General features: G+C 61.7%; 20 protein-coding genes and 2 pseudogenes. 4 read left to right on the top strand and 18 right to left on the bottom strand.

The features are described 5' to 3' along the window. Positions 1–349: 349 nt before the first annotated feature. From AC07UK_RS36270 to AC07UK_RS36225, 10 genes are all read right to left on the bottom strand, one after another. Positions 350–1,798, bottom strand: coding sequence for an NAD-dependent succinate-semialdehyde dehydrogenase (locus AC07UK_RS36270; RefSeq protein WP_494687908.1), 1,449 nt, complete (start codon positions 1,796–1,798; stop codon positions 350–352). Between the two features lie 413 nt (positions 1,799–2,211). Further along, the gene (locus AC07UK_RS36265) at positions 2,212–2,559 is read right to left on the bottom strand and encodes a cupin domain-containing protein (protein WP_494687907.1); all 348 of its coding nucleotides are present in this window, start codon (positions 2,557–2,559) and stop codon (positions 2,212–2,214) included. A 36-nt stretch (positions 2,560–2,595) separates the two neighbouring features. After that, entirely contained in the window at positions 2,596–3,906 is a 1,311-nt protein-coding gene (locus tag AC07UK_RS36260; RefSeq protein ID WP_494687906.1) for an NAD(P)/FAD-dependent oxidoreductase, read from the bottom strand. 144 nt (positions 3,907–4,050) lie between these two features. Then, positions 4,051–5,067: a branched-chain amino acid ABC transporter permease gene (locus AC07UK_RS36255; RefSeq protein WP_494687905.1), complete on the bottom strand. Its 1,017-nt coding sequence runs from the start codon at positions 5,065–5,067 to the stop codon at positions 4,051–4,053. Positions 5,068–5,077: 10 nt separating this feature from the next. Then, positions 5,078–5,962, bottom strand: coding sequence for a branched-chain amino acid ABC transporter permease (locus tag AC07UK_RS36250; RefSeq protein ID WP_494687904.1), 885 nt, complete (start codon positions 5,960–5,962; stop codon positions 5,078–5,080). Positions 5,963–5,971: 9 nt separating this feature from the next. Beyond that, positions 5,972–6,691, bottom strand: coding sequence for an ABC transporter ATP-binding protein (locus tag AC07UK_RS36245; RefSeq protein ID WP_494687903.1), 720 nt, complete (start codon positions 6,689–6,691; stop codon positions 5,972–5,974). A 16-nt stretch (positions 6,692–6,707) separates the two neighbouring features. Then, entirely contained in the window at positions 6,708–7,484 is a 777-nt protein-coding gene (locus AC07UK_RS36240) for an ABC transporter ATP-binding protein (RefSeq protein WP_494687902.1), read from the bottom strand. Positions 7,485–7,639: 155 nt separating this feature from the next. Continuing rightward, positions 7,640–8,872 carry an ABC transporter substrate-binding protein gene (locus tag AC07UK_RS36235; RefSeq protein ID WP_494687901.1) on the bottom strand — a complete coding sequence of 411 codons (1,233 nt, stop codon included), beginning with the start codon at positions 8,870–8,872 and terminating at the stop codon, positions 7,640–7,642. A 24-nt stretch (positions 8,873–8,896) separates the two neighbouring features. Next, complete coding sequence (locus AC07UK_RS36230) at positions 8,897–10,531, bottom strand: hydantoinase B/oxoprolinase family protein (RefSeq protein ID WP_494687900.1); 1,635 nt, start codon at positions 10,529–10,531, stop codon at positions 8,897–8,899. A gap of 2 nt (positions 10,532–10,533) precedes the next feature. Next, positions 10,534–12,555 carry a hydantoinase/oxoprolinase family protein gene (locus tag AC07UK_RS36225; protein ID WP_494687899.1) on the bottom strand — a complete coding sequence of 674 codons (2,022 nt, stop codon included), beginning with the start codon at positions 12,553–12,555 and terminating at the stop codon, positions 10,534–10,536. Between the two features lie 241 nt (positions 12,556–12,796). Between AC07UK_RS36225 and AC07UK_RS36220 the strand changes: the two genes are divergently transcribed. The 3 genes and pseudogenes from AC07UK_RS36220 to AC07UK_RS36210 all read left to right on the top strand — a co-directional run bounded on the left by AC07UK_RS36220 (position 12,797) and on the right by AC07UK_RS36210 (position 16,448). After that, positions 12,797–13,579 carry an IclR family transcriptional regulator gene (locus tag AC07UK_RS36220; protein WP_494687898.1) on the top strand — a complete coding sequence of 261 codons (783 nt, stop codon included), beginning with the start codon at positions 12,797–12,799 and terminating at the stop codon, positions 13,577–13,579. A gap of 162 nt (positions 13,580–13,741) precedes the next feature. Continuing rightward, positions 13,742–14,763, top strand: a pseudogene (locus AC07UK_RS36215) (IS110 family RNA-guided transposase). A gap of 680 nt (positions 14,764–15,443) precedes the next feature. Then, on the top strand, positions 15,444–16,448 hold the full coding sequence (locus AC07UK_RS36210) for a helix-turn-helix domain-containing protein (RefSeq protein ID WP_492316606.1): 1,005 nt from the start codon (positions 15,444–15,446) through the stop codon (positions 16,446–16,448). Between the two features lie 46 nt (positions 16,449–16,494). Here the strand turns inward: AC07UK_RS36210 and AC07UK_RS36205 are convergent, their stop codons facing one another. The 5 genes and pseudogenes from AC07UK_RS36205 to AC07UK_RS36185 form a co-directional block, all read right to left on the bottom strand. Further along, positions 16,495–17,925: an aldehyde dehydrogenase family protein gene (locus AC07UK_RS36205; RefSeq protein ID WP_492316605.1), complete on the bottom strand. Its 1,431-nt coding sequence runs from the start codon at positions 17,923–17,925 to the stop codon at positions 16,495–16,497. 95 nt (positions 17,926–18,020) lie between these two features. Continuing rightward, positions 18,021–19,517 (bottom strand): amidase, encoded by a 1,497-nt coding sequence (locus AC07UK_RS36200; protein ID WP_492316624.1) that lies wholly within the window; start codon positions 19,515–19,517, stop codon positions 18,021–18,023. A 119-nt stretch (positions 19,518–19,636) separates the two neighbouring features. Beyond that, positions 19,637–21,955, bottom strand: coding sequence for a primary-amine oxidase (gene tynA / locus AC07UK_RS36195; protein WP_494687897.1), 2,319 nt, complete (start codon positions 21,953–21,955; stop codon positions 19,637–19,639). 243 nt (positions 21,956–22,198) lie between these two features. Then, positions 22,199–22,420: a PaaX family transcriptional regulator C-terminal domain-containing protein gene (locus tag AC07UK_RS36190; protein ID WP_494687896.1), complete on the bottom strand. Its 222-nt coding sequence runs from the start codon at positions 22,418–22,420 to the stop codon at positions 22,199–22,201. A 344-nt stretch (positions 22,421–22,764) separates the two neighbouring features. After that, a pseudogene (locus tag AC07UK_RS36185) lies at positions 22,765–23,327 on the bottom strand (IS110 family RNA-guided transposase); the annotation flags it as partial. An 808-nt stretch (positions 23,328–24,135) separates the two neighbouring features. Here AC07UK_RS36185 and AC07UK_RS36180 point away from each other — a divergent pair. Further along, on the top strand, positions 24,136–24,594 hold the full coding sequence (locus AC07UK_RS36180; protein WP_114133224.1) for a MarR family winged helix-turn-helix transcriptional regulator: 459 nt from the start codon (positions 24,136–24,138) through the stop codon (positions 24,592–24,594). Between the two features lie 15 nt (positions 24,595–24,609). Here the strand turns inward: AC07UK_RS36180 and AC07UK_RS36175 are convergent, their stop codons facing one another. The 3 genes from AC07UK_RS36175 to AC07UK_RS36165 all read right to left on the bottom strand — a co-directional run. Continuing rightward, positions 24,610–25,233 carry a flavin reductase family protein gene (locus AC07UK_RS36175; protein ID WP_114133225.1) on the bottom strand — a complete coding sequence of 208 codons (624 nt, stop codon included), beginning with the start codon at positions 25,231–25,233 and terminating at the stop codon, positions 24,610–24,612. Positions 25,234–25,286: 53 nt separating this feature from the next. Then, on the bottom strand, positions 25,287–26,057 hold the full coding sequence (locus AC07UK_RS36170; RefSeq protein ID WP_269149084.1) for a maleate cis-trans isomerase family protein: 771 nt from the start codon (positions 26,055–26,057) through the stop codon (positions 25,287–25,289). Further along, the coding region (locus tag AC07UK_RS36165; protein WP_494693912.1) for a carbon-nitrogen hydrolase family protein at positions 26,058–26,861 on the bottom strand (804 nt) is incomplete at its 5' end.

Here is a 26,861-nt window from a genome sequence, read left to right as displayed (position 1 = left end):
GCTCCGCCCAGCAGCCAGCTTCGTACCGCGGGCAGGCCATTTCGACGCAGCGTTTCGTTGTAAAGGACTTGTCGTCGAATCTTCGCTGCGATAATGGGTTCTGTCCTACTATTCGCGCTTCCCCGAGCCATTCGTGGATTGGATGTCCATCGAACAATGGTGTTGGCCCATCGCACGGTGGCGCCGAGTTGCATTGCTTCCGCAATGCTGGCCGTGTAGGGCGCCGGGAGGCGCATGCCGATGCGGAATATCCCTCCCAGGGCTGCCCAGGTTGCGTTGCCGAGAATCCGTTACAGCGTTGCCTGCTAGCCGGTTTAACTGGCCTCGCAAGCTCCATGTCCGGATCAATTTACATCTGCAGGCATAAGTACTTCATCTCGAGGTATTCCTCGATCCCGTGACGCGAGCCCTCACGGCCAAGGCCCGATTGCTTGATGCCGCCGAACGGAGCCACCTCATTTGAGATCAGGCCCGTGTTCAGGCCCACCATGCCATATTCCAGCGCTTCGGCCGTGCGCCATGCGCGGGCGATATCGCGGGTGTAGAGATAGGCCGCAAGACCGTACTCAGTGGCATTGGCGGCGGCCACGGCGTCTTCATCACGCTTGAAGCGGAACAGCGGCGCCACGGGGCCGAAAATCTCTTCGCGCGCCACGCGCATCTCGGCCGTAGCGTCGGCGATCACTGTCGGCGCAAAATAGGTGCCGCCTAGTTGATGCTTGCGGCCGCCGGTGAGCACACGGCCGCCATTCGATATGGCGTCATCCACTAGCGATGCCACTTTTTCGATGGCAGCGTCCTCGATCAGCGGGCCAATCACTACGCCATCCTCCAGGCCATTGCCCACGTGCAGTTGGCTCGCCCGTTCGGCAAACTTTGTCGCGAAAGCGTCGTAGATGCCATTCTGGATATAGAAGCGGTTAGCGCAGACACAGGTCTGGCCGCCATTGCGGTACTTGGCCGCGATGGCGCCTTCCACTGCGGCGTCTACATCTGCATCGTCAAACACAACGAATGGAGCGTTGCCGCCCAATTCCAGAGACAGACGCTTCACCGTAGCCGCCGACTGGGCCATCAGGATTCGACCCACTTCCGTCGAGCCTGTAAACGAAAGCTTGCGCACAATCGGACTACCGGTCAGCACCGCGCCGATCGTCTTCGCATCGCCAGTCACCACCTGGAGCACCCCGGCTGGCACGCCCGCCCGATGTGCCAATTCGGCAAGTGCGAATGCGGACAGCGGGGTGAGCTCGGCTGGCTTGATGACGATGGAGCAACCAGCAGCTAGCGCCGGGGCCACCTTGCGCGTGATCATTGCCGCCGGAAAGTTCCACGGCGTGATCGCGGCGCAGACACCCACCGGTTGGCGCAAGGTTACCAGCCGCTGATCGGAGGCGGGACTCGCCAGCACCTCGCCATCCACGCGCTTGGCTTCCTCTGCAAACCATTCAATGAAGCTGGCCGCGTAAGTGATCTCCCCCTTAGCTTCGCCAAGCGGCTTGCCCTGCTCACGCGTCATCAGATAGGCAAGGTCATCGGTGTTGGCGATCACGAGGTCGAACCAACGGCGCAAGACGATCGCGCGTTCCTTGCCGGTTTTCTGTGCCCAGCCCTTTTGGGCCATTTCAGCGGCGGCAATCGCACGCTCCGTTTCGGCGGCTCGCAAGTCTGGCACCTTTGCGATGATCTCGCCTGTGGCCGGGTCGGTCACGTCAAACGAAGCGCCAGAATCGGCTCCCACCCAATGGCCATCGACATAGGCCAGTTGCTTAAACAGCGAAGGATCTTTTAGGTGCATGATGAACTATTTTAAAATGGGAAAACGCTTGTCAGGCTCAATAGAATGAACTAAAGCGCCGGGCGCGTAGCGTCATATGGCAGACCGAACGAAGAGATTTAATTTTACCCGACCGCCAGCGCCGTGTTTACGTGTCGGCGAATGACGACGGTGTGGCTTGCGGTCATCGATGTTTAATGCGGAAAATTTGGATGAATAGATAACCGCGATTATCAGTGTAAAGCTGCCTATGTTATTCGTCTTATGGCTAAAATATCGGTCTGACGATAGTTTTCCCGCCGATAACCAACGAAGGGTACGCAAGAGTCAGTGAACAAGTATGCCGGCGGAAGCGGGCGTGACGCCCATTTTCTCGAAAGTCATTCCTCGCCACTGAAGGCGAACAGCCACAACCGCGGCATTATCCGGCCACGTTAAATCAACACGTAGACTTTGCGTAGCGTCTCTTGGATTGCCCAGATTCCGCAAGTGTTGGGTGGAAAGAAGAGTGTGTCACCGCTTTTGAAAGCAAACACTGTCCCGTCATGCGAAGTAAATTCGCCACTTCCACAAAGAATATGCATCACTTCACCAGCGGCGACCTGGCGTTCGAAGCGACCACGGCTGCATTCCCAAATGCCGGTTTTGCAGTCTAGGCGCTCAGGAACGTTGACCTCTAAAGCCGAAATGTGGCAGGCCGGTTCGCTCAATGGGACCGGAACTTGGCCCTTGACGAGTAAATCGCTCGTGGTCGACGATGAATGAATGATTTGGATGCTCATGATACTCAGATAGGCGTAGATGTGAGAGGCTATGGTTCAAGACAGCTTGTCTAACAGGCTGTACCACGCAACCCCTGCAGCGATATAGAAACGCTGAAGCCTGTGGAAGGGGATGGGTGCAAGCGGCGAAACAGGGTAGGGGAACTTCTCCCCACTTCTCATCAGGTCGGTCGCCAGGTGCTTGCCAAAGCTGGTACAGAGCGCGATTCCGCGCCCATTGCAACCCACCGCTATCGTGATTCCAGGCGCTGGCTTGTGAATATGCGGCATAAAGTCCCGGGTCACCGCGATGCGTCCGGCCCAACGGTATTCGAATTCCAAAGGTCCAAGCTGCGGGAATAACAATGATAGCGAGCGCTCCAGATGTGCGAAGTCCTTAGGTTGCTTAGGATCCGAAAAAAAGCCCCGCCCTCCCATCAGGAGGCGACCGGTATGATCCTTGCGAAAGTAAAGCAGCAGTCGCTGCGATGTTGAAGCTGTTTCTCCGCGCTGGAGAATAGCCTTCGCGTTGTGCCCGCGAAGGGGCCGTGTGGCGACAATAAAGCTGTTCGCGCTAAGCAGCGTTTGCTTTAGTCCTTGCCAAAGTGCATCTGTGTACCCGTTTGTCGCGATGACAACTTCCTCTGCGGTCACGACTGCGCCGGTAGATAGGGTAGCCTTCCACTTGACACCTTCCCGCGCCAACCCTGTCACACAGCTGCCGCCGTGAATCCTGGCACCGGCGTGAATCGCGGCATCGGCAAGTCCACGGGCATATGCCAATGGCTGGACTGCCCCGGCCCTGCCGTCCAACCACCCACCCGCAAACTGTCGTGTCCCTACATATCGTTCCACCTCATTACGATCAAGCATTTCAACTGGTACGCCGTGGCGCTGCCAGAGCCGCGCGCGCGAATGCAATGCCGGCACCGACTTAGGAGAGTACGCCAGCTGCAACCAGCCTGCGCGCACTGGATGGCAATCGATCTTGTATCGCTCAACAAGCTCGAACACCAGATCCGCGGATCCGGACACCGCGTTAATCAAGGCTTCGGCGCGCTCGCCCCCAAGCATCCTCTCGAGTTCGTCCGGATCATGCTTTAGTGATGGATTGACTTGGCCGCCGTTGCGCCCGGAGGCGCCCCAACCTGGTTCATGAGTGTCGACTACGCAGACATTGCTGCCACGCTCGGCGAGATGCAATGCCGTCGATAGCCCAGTGTAGCCGGCGCCAATCACCAGCACGTCCACAGTCTTCGAGTCCAGCAAAGGAGGAACATTGGGTGCCACCGGTGCCGTTGACGCCCAGAGGGAAGGCGGAAGGGACGATGGCGCTGGCACATCAGTTGTATAGGTTGTGGCTATCATGGCGCGACGCCTCCGGCCAGGATGACTGGCGATTCAAAAGCATGATGCGGGTTCAATAGATCGGCCTAGCCAGGAGCGTTGGGCGCTTTATCCCGCTTGCTCCTGGCGACCACTTGTTTGATCGACGCTACCGTTCCGTGGCCATTAGGCTGGCCCACGCTCTGTCGACCGGAGTCTTCCGTTAATGCGAGGTCGGCCAGTCAGGCGCCAGAGTGACGCTACGGCCCCCGCGATGCCGTTGCGGAAGAACAATACTGTGACGATAAACAGTATTCCTGTTACGACGGTAACGCTTTCACCGAGTTTGAGGAATGCATCGATGTTGGTCAGCGAAGCCAGGACGTGGCCAATATCGCCTAGCTTGGTTTCTAGCGCTACGATGATCAATGCACCGAGCATGGGTCCCCAGCGTGTACCTAACCCCCCGACCAAGGTCATCAAGATCACGGTGCCGGACATAGACCAGTGGACATCGGACAGTGTTTCAAAGCCGAGTACGAGCACCTTGAGAGAGCCGGCCAATCCGGCGACCGCAGCGGAGATCACGAACGCCACGAGCTTGAAGCGCTCCACGTTATACCCGAGCGACACTGCACGTGATTCGTTTTCCTTGATGGCATGCAGCACGGCGCCGAACGGAGAGGAGACGACGCGCCAGAGAAGCAGGAACGCTGCGGTGGCGATCGTCAACACCACGTAATAGAGCACGAAGTCATTGTCTAGCGGTAACACGCCAAGCAGCTTCCCACGAGGCACACCTTGCAGCCCATCTTCGCCACCCGTGAACGGTGCCTGGAGCATGACGAAGTAAAGCATCTGCGCAAGTGCCAGGGTGATCATTGAAAAATAGATGCCTTGGCGCCGGATTGCCAGGATTCCCATGGCGCCCCCTAACAACGCACCTGTCAGTGCTCCGACAATGAGGCCGAATTCTGGGGTGATACTCCAATGCTTTAGCGCATGCGCCGCAATGTATCCGGCCCCGCCAAACATTGCAGCATGCCCGAAGGAAAGAAGTCCTCCGTAACCGATCAAAAGGTTGAACGCGCATGCGAACAGGGCGAAGCATATAACTTTGAGTACAAACAGAGGATAGGCGCCTGCGTACGGCGCTAACAGCAGGAATGCCAGGACAAGCAGTGGCAACGGGTTCTTTCGCACGTCAGATCTCCTACTTCTCTTTGCCAAGCAAGCCAGCAGGCCGCACCAAAAGCACGATGACCATAATGGCGAAGACAACGGTGGATGAGGCTTCTGGATAAACGACCTTGGCAAGCCCCTCAATCACGCCTAGGCCAAGACCCGTTGCGACTGCGCCGAGGATCGAGCCCATGCCGCCGATCACGACGACGGCGAAGACGACGATGATCAGGTTCTGACCCATCAGCGGAGAGACCTGGATCACAGGCGCAGCGAGCACGCCGGCAAACGCGGCAAGCGCAACGCCAAATCCGTACGTCAGGGTGATCATCAATGGAACATTGATCCCAAAGGATTCGACAATCTTGGCGTTCTCCGTGCCGGCGCGCAGGTACGCACCCAAACGGGTTTTCTCGATTAGGTACCAGGTCGCGAAGCAGATGCCAAGGGATGCGGCGACGACCCACGCCCGGTAGTTCGGCAGCATCATGAAGCCCACGTCTGTGGCGCCGCTGAGCGATTCCGGTGTGGGGTACGGCAACCCGGAGACGCCGTATGCCGAGCGTAGAAGCCCTTCAATGACGAGCGTGATGCCGAGTGTGAGCAGAAGTCCATAGAGGTGATCGAGCTTGTAGATCCAGCGCAGCATGATCTTCTCGATCAAGATGCCGATCACGGCGACGGCCACCGGAGACAGCAGCAGCATTGTCCAGTAGCCAAGTCCCAGGTATTCCAAGCCCATCCAGGCTAGCACTGCGCCCAGCATGAACAACGCTCCGTGAGCAAAGTTGATGACGTTCAGCAAGCCGAAGATTACGGCTAGCCCCAGGCTCAACATCGCGTAGAACGCGCCATTGACGAGCCCCAGCAGCAGTTGCGACAGCAGCGCGGGTAAGGGGATTTCAAACAGGTTCATGGTTGCTCCTCATACGCCCAGCAGTTCATGCAGCACCGGCATCTTTGCCTGCAGTTCGCTGGCATCGAAGCGTTCGACGATGCTGCCGTGCTCCATCACATAGAAGCGGTCGGCCAGCGGCGCGGCGAAGCGGAAGTTCTGCTCCACCATCACCACCGTGTATCCCTTCTCCTTGAGCATCCGGATCATGCGCGCCAGCGCCTGCACGATCACCGGTGCCAGCCCTTCCGAGATCTCGTCGAGCAGCAGCAGGTTCGCGCCGGTGCGCAGGATGCGCGCCACCGCCAGCATCTGCTGCTCGCCGCCCGACAGGCGCGTGCCCTGGCTCTGGCGGCGCTCCTTCAGGTTGGGGAACATGTCGTAGATCTCGGCCTCGCTCATGCCGGAGTCCGTACCCTTGAGCTGCGGCGGCAGCAGCAGGTTCTCCTCGCATGACAGGCTGGAGAAGATCGCGCGTTCTTCGGGACAATAGCCGATGCCGTAGTGCGCGATCTTGTGCGTGGGCAGGCCGATGGTCTCGTTGCCGTTGACCTTGATCGAGCCCTTGCGTGCGCCGGTCAGGCCCATGATCGCGCGCAGCGTGGTGGTGCGCCCGGCGCCGTTGCGGCCCAGCAGCGTGACCACCTCGCCGCGGTTCACGGTGAGGTCGATGCCGTGCAGGATGTGCGATTCGCCGTACCAGGCCTGCAGGCCCTTGATTTCGAGGGCGGGAGTGTTGTTCGTGCTCATGGTTCGTTCCCCCGGCTCAGTGCGAGCCCTGCAGTTCAGCGTCTGCGGTGCCCATGTAGGCTTCCATCACGCGCGGGTCCTTCGACACCTCGGCGTAAGGCCCCTCGGCCAGGATCGCGCCACGCTGCAGCACTGTGATCTTGTCGGCGATCGACGAGACCACGCTCATGTTGTGCTCGACCATCAGGATGGTGCGGCCGGCGGAGACCTTCTTGATCAGCTGCGTGACACGGTCCACGTCCTCGTGGCCCATGCCCTGGGTGGGCTCGTCGAGCAGCATCAGCTCGGGTTCCATCGCCAGCGTGGTGGCGATCTCCAGCGCGCGCTTGCGCCCATACGGCAGGTTCACCGTCAGCGTCTGCGCGAACTCGGTCAGGCCGACCTGCTCGAGCAGCTCCATGGCGCGCCCGTTGAGCACGTCCAGCGAGCGCTCGCTGCGCCAGAACTGGTACGCCGTGCCCAGTTGCCGCTGCAGCCCGATGCGTACGTTCTCCATCACCGTCAGGTGGGGGAACACCGCTGAGATCTGGAACGAGCGGATGACGCCACGGCGCGCGATCTGCGCAGGCTTCTCGCGGGTGATGTCGATGCCGTTGAATAAGATGGTGCCGGTGGTCGGCTCCAAAAACTTGGTGAGCAGGTTGAAGCAAGTGGTCTTGCCTGCGCCGTTGGGTCCGATCAATGCATGGATCGAGCCGCGCCGGACTTGCAGGTTGACGTCTCTGACTGCGTCAAAACCTTTGAAGGATTTGCTCAATGAGCGGGTCTGCAGAATCAGGTCTTCGTGGGGCATGCCGTTTTAAGTGAAAGGCGTCGTTCGCGTCAACGGGGGCAACGCGTGGCGTATCTGGAAGCCCGTGGCGGCCATTGCATCGGCCACCACGGCCGCCAACTTCCCCGCGCAACGGGGACGTCAAGTCGTGCTACAGGGAGGCGCGGATGCTGTGGCTACTTCGCCTGCGTCTTGAAAACGCGACATTGGCTTTCGGTGACCGGCAGAAAGACGTCGTCACCCGGCAAGGTCTTCTCCAGGGCGTAGAGATCCCAGGGACCCTTCGATTCCTGCGGCGACTTGACCCGGAAGTAGTAGTAGTCGTGGACCATGCGACCGTCCGGTCGCAACTTGGGATTGCGTACAACGTCGTCCTGGATCGGCAGTTCGTGCATCTTGCGAACCACCGTACGCGCATCGTCGGACTTGGTTGCCGCCACCGCTTTCAAATAGTGATAAACGGATGAATACACGCCGGCGTGCGTGAGGGAGGGCGGTCCCTTCTTGTAGATGTCCATGAATCGCTTGCTGAATCGCCGGGTGCCTTCATCGATATCCCAATAGAAGCTCTCGGGAAAGCGCAGGCCCTTTGCCTGTGCCAGACCAATCCCCTTGATTTCATACACGGTTGGAAAGAACGCAGCCTGCAGCTTCTTCGCACCGAGCTGGAACTCGCTGGCTGTCTTGATCGCGTTTGCGGAGTCGGCGCCCGAGTTCGCAAACGCCACGACATCGGCTTTCGACTGCTGCGCAGCGATGATCTGCGAGGACATATCGCTGCTGTTTAGTGGATGCTTCGATTCGCCTACGGTATAGGCACCGATTGCCTCGAGTTGCTTTCGCGCCTCGGCAACGGCTGCATTGCCGTACGCATAGTCGACCGTAATGAAGTACCAACCCTGTTTGGGCTTGGCCAGGCCTTTGATTGCCGCGGCAGTCTGCGAATAGGTGTCCCACATCCATTGAACCGCATATTCTGGCTGGCAGTCCTCGTTTGAGATGCGCAGGGGACCGCCGGCGAACAAGGCCGCTTTCTTCTTCTGTACGGCAAGATTCTGCATCGCCAGCGCCACGGCGGAGTTCACCATGTCTGCATAGGCGTCCACCTTATTGACATCGGCCCATTCCCTGGCCTTGGCTAGTGCGATGTCCGTCTTGTTCTGGTGGTCGGCGGACAGCAACTCGACCTTCATACCCTTGCATTCCCGGGCGAGGCAGTCGTCGATGGCCATTTGTGCGGCCACTACCGAACCTTGACCAGAAAACTGCGAAAATGAGCCGCTCATGTCTGTGAGCAGGCCGATCCTGACCGCGCCGTCGGAGATCTCAGCCTGCACCCCGGTTGCGGAAAGCATCGCCGTCAGCGCGACTGCAGACAGGCGAATTGTGTTGCTCAAACACTTGTTCATGATTTCCTCCGTGGATTCGCGGGCTCAGTGCGCGGTTGCGACCATGCCGTCGTCGATGTCGGCTTTGATGAGTGCCGGATCGCGCTCGGCCTCATCGCCATAGCCGCCGCCGCCGCCCATGTAGACCTTGACCCGGTCGCCACGATTGAGCGTGACCATGGATTTCGAGGCGAGCCTTTCTGTAACGCCATTGCGGGTCAGTTCACAATAGCCGCGTTTGCCCTCGTTGCCACCAAATAGGCCTTGCGGGGCATAGCGATGGCGGTCGGCATAGATGGCGAAAACGACACCATCCTTGAGCACGGAATACTCGCGGCTGAAGCCGGCACCGCCGCGGTACTTGCCGGCACCGAAAGAGTCTGGTTCCAGTGCGTAACGCTCCAGCCGGAAGAAGTCGTACTCCATATCCAGAGCTTCGGCCGGCGTGTTGGCGCAGTTCGACAGCGGGGAGTCCACGGCATCACATCCGTCGCCGTGCTGGGATCCGCCATAGCCGCCGCCGAAGATCTCCAGGTAGACGCTGTAGCCCTCGTGGCGCTGCAGGGAGAAGCAGGCTGCGGTCAAGGTGTCGAAGCCGGTCGCGATAACCTTTTCCGGAGCGACCGGCGCCAACGCCCGCATGATGGCGTTGTAGATTCGATAGTTTGCTTCCAGTCGGGCGCGCACAGGCGAGGGCGGGGCTGGGTTCAGGATCGAACCGTAGGGCGCCGTGATCCGAACCGCGCGCAGAATGCCATCGTTGAAAGGAATGTCCGGAGACGTCAGCACGGACTTGACACAGGTGACCGCGGCCGACACCGTGCACGAGAATGGCGAGTTCAGGTTGCGGCGAACCTGCGGGCTGCTGCCTGCAAAGTCGATATCGATAGATTCGCCTGTCACGGCAACCCTGACTTTGATCACCAAAGGCTCATCGGTCACGCCGTCATCGTCGATCACGTCTTCACCGTAATAGACACCGTCCGGCAATTGGCCAATGGCGGCGCGGAAGCGCCGCTCTGAATAGTTGACCATTTCTGCCATGACCTTGGTCACCGCGCCATCGCCATATTTGTCGCACAGTTGCACAAGCCGCGCCGCAGCGATGGCGTTGGCGGCAAACATGGCGTTCATGTCACCGATGGTCAGGTCCGGTACCCGGATATTCGCGCGGACCAGTTGTTCGAGCGGGCCGCCATCCCAGTCCCGGGTGCGAGACCAAAGGGTGGGGGGCAGGCGCAGCCCTTCCTGATAGATGTCGGTGGCGCCCGGATCGAGGCCTGGTGCGCCGCCGCCGAAGTCAATCTGGTGGGCGACACTGGCAGAGAACCCGACCAGCTTTGCGCCGTAGAAAATCGGGCAGAAGATATAGACGTCAGGCAGGTGCTGGCCACCCGAGTAGGGGTCATTGGTGATCATGAAGTCGTCCGGGCCGATGGTTTCGACCGGATGACGTTCCAGGCATTGCTTCAGCGTGATGCCGATAGGGCCGAGTTGGATGGGGATAAGCTCGGCTTGCGCCACGATATCGCCATGCACATTCGCGATCGCCGCCGAGCCATCGCTGGCCTCGCGCAGGATGGTCGAATAGGCGGAGCGGATCAGCTTTACGCCCATCTCACGCGCTGCGGCAAGGAGGCTTTGGCTGATGATGGCGTTGTCGAAAGGATTGACCGGCATGCTCATGCTTCCTTGGAAAGAATCAGGTTGGATTGGGAATCGACGCTGGCTGCCCAGCCTGCCGGTACGAGAACGGTGGTGGTGTAGTCCTCCAGGACTGCTGGTCCCGGCACGGTGGTCCCATCAGTACTAAGCCCCGCGACAGCACGGCGGCGGCACGGCGCCCAGGCTTTGCCGTCATACAGGGCAGGCTCGCCCGGAGCGGCCAGCAGGCTGCTTGTGGTGTCGGATGCAGCGGAAACATGTGACGTGGCCAGCGTTGCACCCACTCGCAGGGCGACGACTTCGATCGGTCTGCCGGACTTGTCGCTGTGGAAATAGATGCGATGGTGCGCATCGATGAAGCCCGCCTCCAGGCTCTGGCGATCCAGGGCCACAAGGGCCGGCGCATCGAGTTCGAGCGGCACTTCAAAGGCCTGTCCGACGTAGCGCATCTCAAGCGTGAAGCTGAAAGCCAGCGGCTCATCGAAAGCCATGTGACGAAATTGCGTTTCGAGGTCCTGTTGCATGGCGGCGAAGCGCTCGCGCAACTGGCCGCATGTCTGGTCGTCGACCTGAACTCGATGAGTCAGCGACTCATACTTGATGAAATCGGAGGCGAGCAGGCCGTGCGCTGAAGTCACGCCGGGGTTGGGCGGCGCAACGACCGTGGCGATACCAAGTTCTTCAGCGATTTGCGCCGCCTGCATCGGTCCGGCACCGCCAAAGGGCACCAGAACATAGTCGCGGGGATCGCGTCCACGCTGGGTCGACACAAGTTGAATGGCGCGAACAATGTTCGCATTGGCAAGGCGCACGGCGTTGTAGGCGACCGCCTCTACCGGAAGGCCGAAGTGCGCAGCGAGCGAATCAAAGGCCCGGTGCGCCGCGGTAACATCGATTTTCATCTGACCGCCGAGGAAGGCTTCGGGACGTACCGTACCGAGGACGACGTGGGCGTCAGTGATGGTAGGCAGGTTGCCACCACGCCCATAGCAGGCAGGTCCCGGCTGCGCACCAGCGCTCTCCGGGCCGACCCGCAGCATGCCACCGTCGTCAATCCAGATCAGACTTCCCCCGCCGGCACCCACCGTGACAATGTCCAGCACGGGGGTGCGCACGGGTAGCCCGTCGATCTCGGTTTCCGGAGCCAACGTCGGCTTACCATCTTGGACCAGGCACACATCAGAGCTGGTGCCCCCCATGTCGAAGGTAATGACGTTCCGGAAGCCAGATCGAATGACCTGGCGTACCGCGCCGACCACGCCAGCGGCGGGCCCCGAGAACAGCGCGCTGATCGCATTCTCACGCATGGCGTCAGCAGGCAGCCGCCCGCCGTTGGATTGCATCACCGAAAAGCGACCACGAAACCCTTCCCGAGTCAGTGCTTCCGTCAGACGCCCAAGGTAGCCTGCGATAACCGGCTGCACAAACGCGGACAGCGTCGCGGTGCTGGCACGTTCATATTCGCGGAACTCGCAGGCAACCTGATGGGAGCACGTCACAACGACCCCCGGCAGGGCAGACCGAATCATGTCAGCGAGGCGCCGTTCGTGGTCCGGATTACGGTATGCGTTGAGCAGGCAAATGGCTACAGCATCGAAAGTACCGGCTTCGAGCTTTGGCAGGACATCGGCGCGGAATTGCTCCTCATCCAATGCGAGTTCCACACTCCCATCGGCCAGTATGCGCTCGCGCGCTTCGAAGCAATCGCGACGCTTAACCGGTGGCGCCGGCTTCTTGTAGAAGAGGTCGTAGATCTGCTTGCGGTCGTGGCGCTGCAGAAAGAGGATGTCGCGAAAACCTTCGGTCGCAATAAAGGCGACCTTTCCACCCTTCCTCTCAAGAACCGCGTTGGTGGCAACTGTGGACCCGTGGGCAAAGTCGTCAATCCGTGCAAAGTCGATGCCGGCAGCTCGCAGCGCATCCAAGACGCCGATATCGGGAGATGCTGGTGTACTGGGCACCTTAATCACGTGTATCCGGCCATCACCGTGCGCGACCAGATCCGTAAAGGTTCCTCCGACTTCTACTCCTACTTTCATTTTGCTTTCCTTTATCCCGACATTGGGCGGTTGGCGGTAGCTAGCGGCGCTTGTGCAATGTGGTGCACGCGGACGGCGCCGTTCTGGTGCGGCTGCACAAAAACCGTATGGCTACAATCGATATGCGATACACTATATTTGTGTAGCGGTTACGAAGAGTTTATGCACGCTAGTGACATCGGTAAACGCTCATATGCAATCGCATATAGATTAATTTGTAACTTATATAGGGAATTCCACGATGGACAACGACAGGAGGAATTCGCCGATGTTTAACCAGTCGGTGGAAAAGGGGCTGACCATCCTGGCGGCATTCGGATCCCGCAACCGTCACATGAGCCTGGGCCAGATTGCGGATACGGTTGGCATCACACGCAGCTCCGCGCAACGCATCGTTTTTACGCTCGAAGCCCTTGGCTACGTGACCAAGGATCCTTACACCCGACGCTACGAGCTTGCTACTAAGGTGATGGAGATCGGATGCAACTATGTGGCGGCGAATACCCTCATCGATAGCGCCAATCCGTTCCTTTCCGCGATGAACAGCAATTGCGACGAAACGGTGTCGCTCACGGAGCCGTGCGGCAACAACATGGTGTACGTGGCCTCGTTCACGAGTCGTAAGCCGATCGTTGCGCATATGGCGATCGGCAGTCGCATGCCGATGTATTGCACATCGGCTGGCCGCGCTTATTTGGCGGGGCTGCCGGATGAAGAGGTTCGTGCCCTGCTGCAGCAGTCGGAGCTAAAGCCGCTGACGCCGAATACGCTGACCGATCCGGAGCAAATCTTTGCCAACGTGCTGGAAGGTCGAGTGCGCGGATTCTCGATGAATTTTGAGGAGTATTACCTCGGGCACATGAACGTTGGCGCGCCGGTTTGCAACAAGAATGGACGCGCTATCGCGGCGGTACATGTCGTGGCGCCGAGCAGCCGTTGGACCCGTGATGAGGTGCTTGGCAAGCTAGGCCCGATGGTTCGCGAGTGCGCAGGTGCAATCACCAACGCCGTGCGTTCCCACTAGGGCCGCCGAGACGAGACTGGGCCATCGCGGGCAACGACGATGTTCCCATCAATGGGGTAATCGAATGGAAGGGACTTCCCCGTCCCGAGGTTGCGGCGGAAGCCGCCAGGTGGCACCGCAGTGCCATGATGGTTGCAACAACAACCAGCGAAGGGGAAGTCCATGACTATCGTTACCGTTGGAATTGATCTCGCCAAGAACGTGTTTGCCATTCATGGCGTCGACCAAGCCGGCAAGGCAGTGCTCGTCAAGCCGAAGGTCTCACGCGATCAGTTGGTGCCACTGATTGCGCAGTTGCCGCCCTGTCTGATCGGCATGGAAGCCTGCTCTGGCGCACATCATTGGGCGCGGCTGTTTCGCCAGCACGGACACACGGTCAAGCTGATGTCCCCGAGATTGGTGGCACCTTACCGGATGTCCGGCAAACGCGGCAAGAATGACGCGGCGGACGCGGCGGCTATCTGTGAGGCGGTGACGCGGCCCAGCATGCGCTTTGTGCCGGTCAAGGATGAGCAACAGCAAGCGACCCTGAGCTTGCATCGAACCCGACAGGGATTCGTCGAAGAGCGTACCGCGACTTACAACCGCTTGCGCGGCTTGCTGGCGGAATTCGGCGTGGTGCTGCCGCAAAAGCCGGAGCGACTGCGCAAGGAGATCGGAATCCATCTGGAGGCCTTACCTGGCTGGGCGAATCGATGCATTCGAGACCTGCTGGACCATGCCGGCAGGCTGGAGGAGAAGCTGGACGAATACGATCGTGCTATCAGCGAGATAGTGCGTGAAGACGAACACAGCAAGCGCCTGATGCAGTTGCGAGGCATCGGACCGACTACGGCCAGTGCCCTGGCCGCCAGCATCGGCGCAGGACACGACTTCAGAAATGGTCGCCAGGTGGCAGCTTGGTTAGGGTTGACGCCAGGACAGCACAGCAGCGGAGGCAAACAACGCCTGGGCAGCATCACCAGAGCGGGAGACTCCTATCTTCGCTGCTGGTACTGGGGGCTCGCTCGGTGATAGCAAACGTGGGCGACAAGCAGGATCGATATAGCCGCTGGGTCCGAGACCTAATAGTGCGCCGCGGCTACTGGCGCGCGTCCATTGCCATTGCAGCCAAGAACGCGAGAATGGCGTGGGCCGTGCTGAAATACGGTGATGCCTTCAAACCTGCAACGACACTTACGTGAGCACAGATAGCGCGATCACCTTTTGTAAAGTTGAAGCGGAACTCATGAGCAGCTAGATCACTTTGCACTGCCAGCGATGATGTGAAGCGGGTTGGACCCGCCGCGAGGCGTACCTGGCAAAAGTTGGGGGACGCCAAGCCCGATAATCGAACGGAACCCTCGCGCGCGTCTTACATCAGGGTCCGGGCCTGCGGCCCAACATGACCGTTTGTAGTACTGCAGTCCTTCACCTCCTCCACATAACCGCGGCACGGCAGTCGGCACACAACAGAACCTCAATTGACGTCTTGCGCCAACGGGGAAGCCCTTGTAGTCCTTTTGCTGTAGATTGATACGGTCAGACCTAAAAAGACGTTCTGTAACACTGACTTAGTGAGCCGCCGTTTCGCGCCGCACGGCCCTCTCTTTGCTGATTGGTACGCTTGCCCACCGTTTCCGCCCTTGCGAAGCTGGCACACGGAGGGCCATGCTTAGGGTGCGCCGAACTGATCGGCCAACAGGTGCAACAGGGTTTCCCCTTAGCTGACATGCTTGCACTGACGCAAACTTAACTTCTATTATAGACCGACCGGTCGGGCGAATATATGTCGTGGCCGCCGGCGCGGGCCTGGCCTTCGGTTGTCAAACGGCACGGCGGCCGCTCGAACCCTCAACTCCATGGTTTGCAAGGCTGACGTGTCATGACATCTGTCACTGCTCCGATGCGCCCCATTCATCACGCCGAACCGGTCCGGGTTCGCCGCAGCGCGGCAACCGACATCGATGCCCATACCAAGCAGTTGATTGACTGGAACCTGCACTATGACCAACTGGACCGTGGCCGCTTCGACGGAAACTTCACCGACATACGTTGGCCGGGTCTGCAGGTGTTTGTCGAAACGACTACCCGGCAAGTACGCCAACGGGGCCACCTTGGTCAGAACACTTTGGGGGTCGCCACGCTGCTTTCGGGCGACGACGCGATCCGTATCAACGGCAAGCGGGGCGGCACCGGCTCGCTGATCGCGGTCCACTCGGCCGAGCTCGACGTCTGCACACCGGCAAACTGCACGCTCGCCGGCCTGGTCATCGACGCAGACCTTGTGCGTAGCGCAGCCTCGTCGATGCCGGAACTGAGCCGCGTGCTCGACGCCGGCTCGTTGCCCGACATCAAAGCACCCCAGACGTCGCTGCCCTCATTTCGCACCATGCTGATGTCGGTCGTCGAGTTGGCGATCGACAGACCGGCCACCTTTCACGACCCCATCGTGCAGCGGGACATTCGCGACGGTCTCATATTGCATCTCGTCCAGGCCATGGCCGATGCGGAGCGATCCGACGAAGTTCACGGCGCCTACGCACAAAAGCGCCTCGTCGATCGAGCCTGCGAGCTGATGCTCGCCAACCCCGAAGAGCCACCGACGCTGCTGGAGGTGTGCAACAGGATTGGTGCCAGCGCCCGCAAGCTGGGCTATTGCTTCCAGGACGTGCTCGGGATGAGCCCGGCCCGCTACGTCAAGGCTGTCCGGCTGAACGCGGTGCGGCGAGAGTTGCGCAGCGTCCGCGATCCCTTCATAAGCATCTATGATGTCGCCGCACGCTGGGGCTTCTGGCATTTCGGCCACTTCTCCGCCGACTACAAGCGTCAATTTGCAGAGTTGCCTTCCGACACCCTGCGACGTGCCCGAGGTGCGTCGCCGGCATGAACGGCGGGAAGCCGCGGCGCCCCAGGGTCGGGTGCCGCGCCATCGGCTACTTCTTGATGCTGATGACCTGCGGCTGCGTCACCGCTTTCAGTCCATCGACCCCGAATTCGACGCCCCAGCCCGAACCTTTCACCCCGCCGAACGGCACCATCGGATGGATGGCGCCATGCTGGTTGATCCAGACGGTGCCCGCCTGGATGCGGCTCGCGACCGCTTTGGCCTGCTCGAGATCGGTGGACCAGACAGACGCTCCGAGCCCCGCGTCGAGCCGGTTGGCGCTTGCAATGGCCGCCTCGACGTCGGTGTAGCGGATGATCGGCAGCACAGGACCGAACTGCTCCTGGTCCACCAGGCTCGCGCCGTCGGCGATGTCGGTGACCAGGGTTACCGGATAGAAGTAGCCCGGTCCGCCTCGCGGCTTGCCGCCGCAGACGATGGTGGCGCCCGCCTCTCGTGCCTGCTCGACCAGCGACGCGACCTTGTCGTATTGCATGCGGTTCTGAATCGGTCCCATCGCGATGCCTTCGTCCATGCCGTTGCCCATTGGCATGGTTTCCGCCAATGACTTCAGTTCACCGACCACAGCGTCGTGCAGGCTGTCGTGAACGTACAGCCGCTTGGCGCAGGCGCAGGTCTGTCCCATGTTGAGGAAGGTGCCCCAGAACAGGCCCATGGCAATGGCCTTGGGGTCTGCGTCGGGCAGCACGATGGCCGCATCGTTGCCGCCCAGTTCCATGGTGGTGGGCGTGAGGTTGCGCGCTGCAGCAGCGGCGATGTGCGCACCGGTCGCGCCGGAGCCGGTGAACATGATCTTGTCGACGTCCGGGTTGTCCACCAGAAGCGCGCCGACTGCGCCGGTTCCGCTGACGGTGTTGATGACGCCCGGTGGCAGCACCTCGGCGATCAAGCGCACCATCTCAAGCGTGCCGATGCTGGTGTATTCCGAAGGCTTGATCACCACCGTGTTGCCGGCGCGGATCGCGGGGATCATCTGCCAGACTGCAATCAAAAGCGGCCAGTTCCAAGGCGCGATCGCTGCCACTACCCCGAACGGCTTGCGGTGGACTTCATCGAGGCGCGTGGCGTCTTCGAAGGCCACTTCCACGGGCAGGTCCAGGCTCGCGGGAACCTGCGACCACACCTCGCAGCCCCACACCTCGAAACGGGCGCCGGGCACCTGGTCGGGGCCCACGCCGCCGAGTGGTTTTCCCTGCTCGCGCGTGACCCATTCAGCCAGGTACTCGGCGTTGATCTTGATGACTTCGGCGACTCGCATCGTGAGCGCCTTGCGTTCTGCGTCAGGGCGAGCCGCCCATCCGGGCTGCGCCGCCTTGGCCGCTGCCACGGCCTGGGCCACCTGCTCCGGGGTGGACTTGGGCACGAGGCCCAACACCTCGCCCGTGGCCGGATTCATCGACTCGAAGCTGTGCGCGGATGTGACGCCAGTTCCGTTCACGATGTTCTGAAATGTCTTCATAGCTGTGCTCCTGTAGCTCGTAGAGTCCCGCGTCCGGCTCAAAGAACGGGCCGGTGATGTGAGTGGATGGATCGATGCGCCAAGGACTGTCGTCCTCAGCCAAGAAGCGGTGATTTGCGTTTCGTGTAGCCGGTCGCCTGTTCCCAGGCATGCGCGAGTTGCAACACGGCGAAATCCTTCTGCGCGGGTCCAAGGATCTGCAGGCCCATCGGCAGCCCGGAAGGGCTGAACCCTGCGGGGACGCTGATCACCGGCACGCTGGCCAGCGTGCCGCCGATCACCACCTCCATCCAGCGGTGATAGGTGTCCATGGTCTTGCCGGCAATCGACTTGGGCCAGTCGATCCTGGCGTCGAATGGGAATACTTGCGCCGACGGCAACACGAGGTAGTCGTACTTCTGGAACAGGGTGTTGAGCGCCTGGTACCACGCGGAGCGGTCGACGCTCGCGCGCCAGACGTCGGCACTGGTCAGCTTCATGCCGTTCTCGATTTCCCACACCGCTTCAGGCTTGAGCTGCGCCCGCGTCTTTTCGTTGGCGTAGAGCGGGCCTGCGATGCCGGCCATGAGAAAGCCCCGCAAGGTGAGCCAGGTGCGCCAGAGGCGGTCGGGAGCGAACTCGGGCTGCACCTCATCCACGGAGCAGCCCAGCGTGGTGAAGTGCCGCAGAGCATCCTTGCAAAGCGCCATCACGCCGGGCTCGGTGGGCAGGTACCCGTTGAAGTCGCCCATCCAGCCGATGCGCGTGCCCTTGAAATCGCGCTGCAGCGGCCGAGTGAATTGAGCCGGGTCCTGGTCCAGGGACAACGGCGTGCGAGCGTCGTATCCCGCCTGCACCGACAGCAGCATCGCCAGGTCGGCCACCGTGCGCGCCATCGGGCCTTCATAGCCCAATTGCTGGTAGAAGACCTCGGACGTCGGGCCATAGGGCACGCGGCCCCAGGACGGACGAAAGCCGAAGACGTTGTTCCAACCGGCCGGGTTGCGCAACGAGCCCATCATGTCGCTTCCGTCAGCCACCGGCAGCATGTTCAGCGCCAGGGACACCGCAGCGCCACCGCTGCTGCCGCCGGCGCTCTTGCCTGGGTCGAAGGCGTTTCCGGTGGTGCCGAAGACGGTGTTGTACGTATGCGAGCCCAGCCCGAACTCGGGCGTGTTGGTCTTGCCGATGAAGATGGAGCCACTGCGGCGCTGACGCTCGACGACGATCGCGTCAGTTTTGGGCACGTAGTTCCTGAGGATCGGCGAGCCCTGTGTGGTCACGATTCCCGCGGTGTTGGCCAAGTCCTTTGGCGCCTGGGGAAAGCCGTGCATCCAACCCATGCGTTCGCCTCGCGCCAACTGTGCGTCGCGCTCGGCCGCCTGCCCCAGCAGGCCCTCACGCGCCTGCAGCGAGACGATCGCGTTTACCTTCGGATTCAGCCTGTCGATCTGTGAAAGGTAGGCCGTCATTACCTCGACACAGGAGACGCTGCGCGACTGGATGGCCTGGGACAGTTGAATCGCGGTCCAGCCGGTGATCTCCCCGGTCGGCTTCGGCGCCGGAATGGGGGCGGCCGCCGAGTGAGCGAAGGCGCTCGCGGGCGCTGCCATTGTCACGGCGCCCAGCTTGAGAAAGGTGCGGCGATGCATGTCGGTGCCGGCGGATTCCGGTTTCGTCGAGCCGTGCATGTTAGTTCCTGTAGCGATGTGGATGAGGACGTCGGGAAGGGTTACTTGCCAGGCGCTGTTGCTTCGTTCAGGCCCAGCGTTGGCGTTTCATCGAAGAAATTCCAGGGCTTGAGCAGCGCATGCACCCACTCGGTGGGCATGATCGGCCACTCCTCCGCACGTGCGACGTGGGTGGTGCCTGTGGTCAGCCAGACCACGTTATCGGTGTTCACAATGGACTGGTCGTCGCGGATGAACTCTCCCAGGCCGGTGTCCTTGTTCGACCGGTTCGGGTACTTACCCTCCGGGAACCTTTCGTCCGCGTTGTGGCGCGTGACCCATAGCTGCTTGTCCATGAAGCTCAAGCGGTGCCTGATCCACTCATCCTTGCCGAAGTTGGCGCCCTTCGCAATCGGATGCGTGCCGCCAGCGTACGGGATCAACTGATATGACACCGGGTTGCCAACCTTGTTGGTCTTGCCGGGATTGCTCAGCAGACGAATATTTGACGGGTCGAACTGTTGGGCAGCCTGCTGTTCGGTCGCCGCCGTGTGTTGCACCGTCTGCATGGTGCTGGTGCGCGGACCGCCCCGCGTGTTGGGAGCCACGACATTGGCGATCTCGGTGAGCTCGTTGGCTTCGCCATCGACGTCCAGGTCGAGCCGGAAGTTGTAGATGTGCTGGTGTGTCGTGCCGACGATATTGTGGTCAATCAGCGTGCCGTAGCGAGTGTCTTCGGCCGCAGTCGCATCCTGCATGGTGCGTGACTTCACGCCCTTGACGGCCTCGATGCCGGTGGCTCCCGCGTTGATGCCGATGGTGCCGTTCTCGGCGAAGACCCAGTCGAAGATGTAGTCGTAGTTGCCCACGGTGCTGATCCAGCGCACCACCAACTCACGACGCTCCGTGCTCAGGTTCGGCTTGCCCATTTCCTGGTGCTTGAACTCGGGGCCGGCATAGCGCTCGAACACGGCAATCGCGTGGGGTATCCTCGCAGGTGCGCCAGTGTAGTCAGCCAGCGTCGCGTCCAGCAGCACGGCGTTCTCGGGGGCGTCCTTGCCCGGTTGGATCGGCGAGGTCAGGGTGCCCATGCCGTACTCACCCGAGTCCAGGTAGGCCTTGAAGTACCAGCCAGTGTCCGGGTCGCCGTAGGGCACGATCATCCCACCCAGCGAGCCTTCGTACATGATCTTGCGCTTAGTGCCCTTGTCGTTGTAGGTGACCGTCGACAGCACCAGGCCGACGCGCGAATCCAGCCGCAGATGGAAATCCCAGTTGCGCCAGTGCAGCGTGTTGCCGGTGATGGTGTAGTTCTTCCCTTCGGGCTCGGTGATCTCGAGGGGCTTTGGGGGCGGGGTAACGGTGCGGTCGCTGCCGTTATAGGGCGTCGGCTTCAACGGCACGGGCACCACGCCCTGGTCCTCGATCTTGATTACCTGCTTTTTTTGCAGGTCGACCACAGCCACAAGGTTCTCGATCGGATGTGCCCAGTGGTTGCCGTCGCCGACATCGAGATAGCTCACCACCTTGAGGAGCCGGCCATCCTCCCTCAATCCGTCTTTGCCGTCGAAGTAGCCCACCGTCAGCGGCGTGCCGACTACCTTCTTGACGTCGTGGATGCCTCGCTTGGCCAGCACCTGGGCAAATTCGGGACTGGACTCGATGGCCGCCTGCACGGTCGCGAAATCGTCGACCAGGACCATGCCGTGCACGCCCTCGATTGGCTTCCAGCGGGTGACGCTGCGCGCAGCCAGATCCACCGTGCCCTCGATGACATGCTGCCCGTCCAGGATCACGAACTCGGCCTGGCGTGGCGTTTTCACCGGCTGTCCGGTCAGGGTGAAGGTCCACACCTGGTCCTTGGGTGGCGTCTTCACGCTGATCTCGGTGAACCGAAAGCCTGGCTGGTAGCGACCGGCTGCCTTGAGAATTTCGACGGTGGCCTTGATCTCGTCGGCCGTCAGGGGATTCAGTGGGCTGGGTGTGCGCTCGACCACGAAGGTCTTGTCCAGGCTGGACTGAAACACCCGGTTGATAAACTGCTCCGAGACGTAGTCCTTGCCGCCTCGCGTCACAACTGGAGCGTCCAGCTTCAGGGGTTGCCCGTTGACCAGGGCTGTCTGCGAGCCTGGCTTGACTCGCACCAGCGTGCTGTTGCGAGTGATGGTGTAGACACCTGAGAACGCGTCCCAGCGAACCGTAGCGCCAAAATCCTCCAGGGTTTTCCTGAGCGGAACCATATGTGCGGCTGCGCCGTGCGCATGCGCGGGGGCGGACCAAAGTCCTGCGGCGCCGACGAATCCCAGGCCCAGTACCAGGGCAAGACTGATGGCGCAGAGCTTCGGAGGACGGAAGGAAAGAGGGCGGAAAATGGCTGGCATCGGAAGGCTGCGGGCTGAGTCATGAACGTTGGAGTGAGTATCGGTGCGGGTGCCTTCTTGCCGTTATCCGGATTCTGCAAAGAATGCGAAATCGGGCGCTTGGGCGGACGGACGCGGAAGGCACACGTGAGGATCATGACCAGCCGTCTACGCAACTTCCTGAAGCTGGCGAGTTCATTCTGCGCGAAACCCGGCGCAAGCCATATTGCGCAGTTTCGCAGCCGGGATTACCCCGCCGCCCGGCTAATTGCCGTCGGCCGCCTGCGCGCCGGCCCCAAAGCGCAGGCGCAGGCTCCGGTTGGCATCCAGCAGCGAACCGTCCGCCACTTCCACCACGCGGTGCAGGTAGGCTTCGCTTACGTCGAGCAGCGCCCCATACAGGGTGTGGCACAAGCCGCGCGCGGTGCGGCCGGGCCAGTCTAGCGGCAGCATCGCTTCGGGCAGGTTGGGGTCGCGCAGCAGCACGTGCCCGATTGTTGATCGGTCGGCAAGCGATCCAGGCTCAGCAAGAGCCAGCGGCTGTATGGACGCCCCCGGTTTGCCAAGCGCTGCGCGAGGTCGATGGCTAAAAGGTAGATTGCAGCCATGTATCCGGATTTCGTTCGGGCTCATGCCCGCGATCCCTGATGGAATCCGCTGACCGACGCCCCATCAACCAAGTGAACTCGGAGTTCGTTGTACCAGTCGGGCTCTGCCGGTCACGGTCTGACCTGTCCTGCCATCAATCTGCGTGTTGCCTGAGCAATCTTTGGGGGGGTGTGGAAGTTCTCCGGGGTCAAGTTGGTTGGATGCGTATTGGTCTGCCGTCGCTAAGCGGCTGTGCCGGCCGTTGCTGGCGAGAAGCCTGATTCGTACTCCCGGTCGCATGCAAGCAGCGCCCAGACGATTCGTGCGTTCTTGTTCGCCAGAGCGACGGCAGCGACGTTGAGGTTCCGTCGCTCCAGGAGCTTCTGCAGCCATGGATTGCTGTGCTGATCCGGCTTGCTCCGAAACGCCGTCACTGCGGATCGTGCCCCGTGGATGAGCAAGGTTCTCAGATAGGTGTCGCCACGCTGATGCCGAGGGTCGTCTTGCCTCCGCTGGACGACTGGGCGGGTACGAGGCCCATCCAGGCCGCGAGTTGCCGGCCGTTCTTAGAGTTCTTGGCGTCCCCGACCGTAGCCACGAGCGCGCTCGCTGTAATCGGGCCGATGCCGGGGATCTTCTCAAGCTTGCGACTTGCTTCGCTGTTGCGGTGCGATGCCTTGATCTGGGCCTCGAGCTCGCCGACCTGGGTATCGAGTTCCTTGAGGTGATCGAGCAGGCGCTCGATCAACAGCCGGAAGCTGCCTGGCAGCTCATTGCTGGCGTCTTCGATGAGTTCGCGCACACGGCCGCGAAAACGTGCCGATGCTGTGACGGGTGGGGGCGTCCATCCCATTAACCAACGACGGCCCCATTCTAGTCTGGCGGACCAGACCCCGGATGAGGCATACTTCGCAACGCTGCCAGCGCTCAAATCGGCAGCCTGACTGCCCCAGCGCTTCCACTTAAAAGCTCCGGATCCCTGTCCGAACAAACGGCGCCACCTCTCCCTACCTGCTGTGGCGTGCCGTCGATCAGCATGGGAGTCCGCGCCAAATTGGGGGAAAACGACCGTACCACTTCCAAGAGGCGAGTGAGCACATAGAATGCGCGCATGTCATCCGATCTTCAGCCGGCGATCGCCGTGCTTCAGCTCCGAATTGCGCTGCGCGGCTTGAGTCCGCCGGTTTGGTGACGCGTGGTCATTCCGGAGCACATTACACAGAGTCGGCTACACGATGTCATCCAGGCGGCCATGGGCTGGACGAAGCCATCTTGCCCGTCCAAGGCCGGCGGCACGAACAGCTTGTCAAGCGGCATCAGCGCGGTCGCCGGCACGGCGGTGTGCCCACCAACGTAGAGGGTCAGCGTAGTGGCGTGCGCCGCGAGGAACGCCTCGATCGCTCGGGCCTTGCCGGCGCTGAAGGCCGAGGATGGCCCGGGTCCAGCCATCGCCGAGGCCGTTAACGCGGTCGGCCAACTGGCCCAGCGTGATCACGCCTGCGGCCGCCAACCACCTGTCATTTTCAATCGCCTTGCCGTGGACGAACGCTCCCGCCGTGGTATGTTCTGCCCGTCGCGCGGCCGTCGAGGCCGCAACCCGCCCACCGGACCGCATGAACCAACCCATCGACACCGCCGACGACGATTTCGTCGACAACTACACCCCAGCCCTGCTGGCCCAGGCCAGCCAGCTGATTTCGGGCGAATTCCACGTGATCGTGCAGGCCAATGGTTTCACCGTCGCAGACTGGCGCGTCCTGTCCACGCTGTCCGGCGGCAAGCCAATCAGCATCGGGGAACTGGCGCAGGTCTCGGTGACCAAGCAGCCCACCGTGACGCGCCTGCTCGACCGCATGGAGGCGCAGGGCTACGTCAAGCGCATCCCGCACGAGACCGACCGGCGCATCACGCTGGTGCGCATCACGCCACGCGGGCAGAAGCTGACCTCCACCCTGATCGCACAGGCCCGGGCCCACGAGGACCACGTGCTGGCGCCACTCGGCAAGAAGAAGGCCGACGAGCTGCGTGCCACGCTGAAGCTGCTGATCCACCTGCACCGCCCTGCCAACTGAGGGCAGGGTTGCGCCTCAGGCCGGCCGGCGCATCTGGAACAGCGTCGATTTGCTGATCTCGTAGTAGTCGGCCGGGCCGCCACCGCGCAGGATGGGGCGTGCGGCGGCGGTGTCATAGACCCCGTCCGGCAGGAAGGCGCGGTCGATATGCACGCCGACTACCTCGCCGAGCACCATCCAGGTATCGAGCATGGCGCCGTCGGCCTGGTTCAGCTGCATGACCCTGGTCGCGCGGCACTCGAACGATACCGGGCTCTCCTGCACGCGAGGCGCCGACACCAGGCGCGACCGCACCGGCGTCAGGCCCGCCAGGCCGAATTCGTCGACCTCGGGCGCGACGCCGGCGCTGGTCATGTTCATGCGCTCGGCCAGCGGGCGCGTCACCAGGTTCCAGACAAAGTCGCCAATGTCCTCGACATTGCGCACGGTGTCCTTGTAGCCGACGCTGGAGAACGCCACCACTGGCGGCGTGTAGTTGAAGACGTTGAAGAATGCGTAGGGCGCCAGGTTGGCGCGTCCGGCCTTGTCCACCGTCGAAATCCAGCCGATCGGGCGTGGGCCGACAATGGCGGCCAGCGGATCGTGCCGCAGCCCGTGACCGCGCGTGGGCTCGTAGAAGTGAATGTCGTCCATGTGCATGTGCGAAGCGTCGTCCCCGCGGGAGCAGGGACGACGAAAGCGTGGGATGGCGCTCAGTACTTGCCGCTCAGCAGCTCGCCGCAGCCGGCGACCTCGGCGCGCAGGTTCAGCTTGCGCAGCATCTGCCAGGTGGTGGCCACCGCTGCCGACACCGTCGGGATGCCCGACTCGTCCTGCACCTTCTGGATCGACGGCAGCGACTGCATCTGCACGCAGGCCGACAGCACGATGGCGTCGACACCGGTGGTGTCGATGCGCTTGTAGATCTCGAGCAGGTTGGCCGGATCCTGCGCGGCGACCTGCAGGTTGTCGGGGATCTCCAGCGCGGTGTAGTCCTTGACCTCGATGCCTTCGCTCTCGATGTAGTCGACCACCATCTTCGTCAGCGGCTTCATGTACGGGCACACCACCGAGACACGCTTCGCGCCCATGGCGTGCAGGCCGTCCACCAGCGCGCCGGCGCTGGTCACCACCGGCGCGGGGTTGCCGTTGTCGACGGTGCGCTGCGTCAGGCGTGCCTCGGAGACGCGGTGATAGCCCTTGCCCATGCTCATGATGGCCACCAGGCAGGCGTAGCCCAGCACGTCGACGCGCGCGTCGGAGAGCTCGATGGCGCAGCGGTCGCTGTCGCGGTCCATGGCTTCCAGCTCTTCCTTCACCACCTTCTTCATGCGCATGCGGCTGGAGTGGAAGGTGAAGCGCTCGGCGAAGTCCTTCTCGCGCTCGCGCAACATGGCGGGGATTTCCGTCTCCATGGTGGTATTGGAGGACGGTACGATCTGCCCGATGCGCAGCGGCTTCTGGGGCGTCAACAGGAAAGACATTTACTTGCTCTCGGAAAGGTCGAATGCATTGAGTTCCGCTTCCTCGGCGTCGAGATCGAAGGCCTGGCTGGCGCCGTCCAGGAACTGGGCGGGCTGCAGCGGCCGGCGGTCGACGCGCAGGTCGAAGATGTCGAAGCGGTTGTAGTGGCCGGTGATGTCGTGCATCTGGCGCGGCTGGATGCAGCGCGACAGGTCGATGTCGGCGTAGACGATGCCTTCCGCGTCGATCAGCGGCTCGCCGATGACGCGGCCATCCGGGCCGAGGAAGCCGGAGAAGGCGCTGTTGCGGCGTGACAGCAGTTCGCGTGCCTTGAGATTCAGCGGGCTCATCGCTTCGATGATCTCCTCCGAAACCGTCGAGCACGACACCGCCGTGAACACCTTGCCCTCGAAGCAGTGGGCGGCGGCGCGCACCTTGATGGCCTCGGCCATGTCATAGTCGGCCGGTGCCACCGGCAGCGCGATATAGCTGGCCACGTGCATCAGCTCGCCCTGCGACAGCAGCGAAAAGCGCGCCAGCGTGTTGGTGTTCTCGCCGCAGGCCAGCGAGCCGAGCGGGCCGACGCTGGTCTGGTGCACGCGCAGCGCCGAGGCATCGCCATTGGCCCAGGTCAGCTTCTCGGCCCAGGTCGGCACCAGCTTGCGGTGGCGGCCCAGGATGCGGCCTTCGTCGCTGATCGTCACCAGCGTATTGAACAGGGTGCCGATGCCGGTGCGGCTGCGTTCATTCACGCCAACGATCACGTTGATGTGGTTGGCCTGCGCCGCCTGCGCGATCTTGCGGATCTCCGGGCCGGGGATCTC

Source organism: Cupriavidus sp. GW821-FHT07C08 (assembly GCF_059419025.1).
Note: the sequence above shows the minus strand (reverse complement) of the source record. Positions and strands in the feature narration are given on the sequence as shown.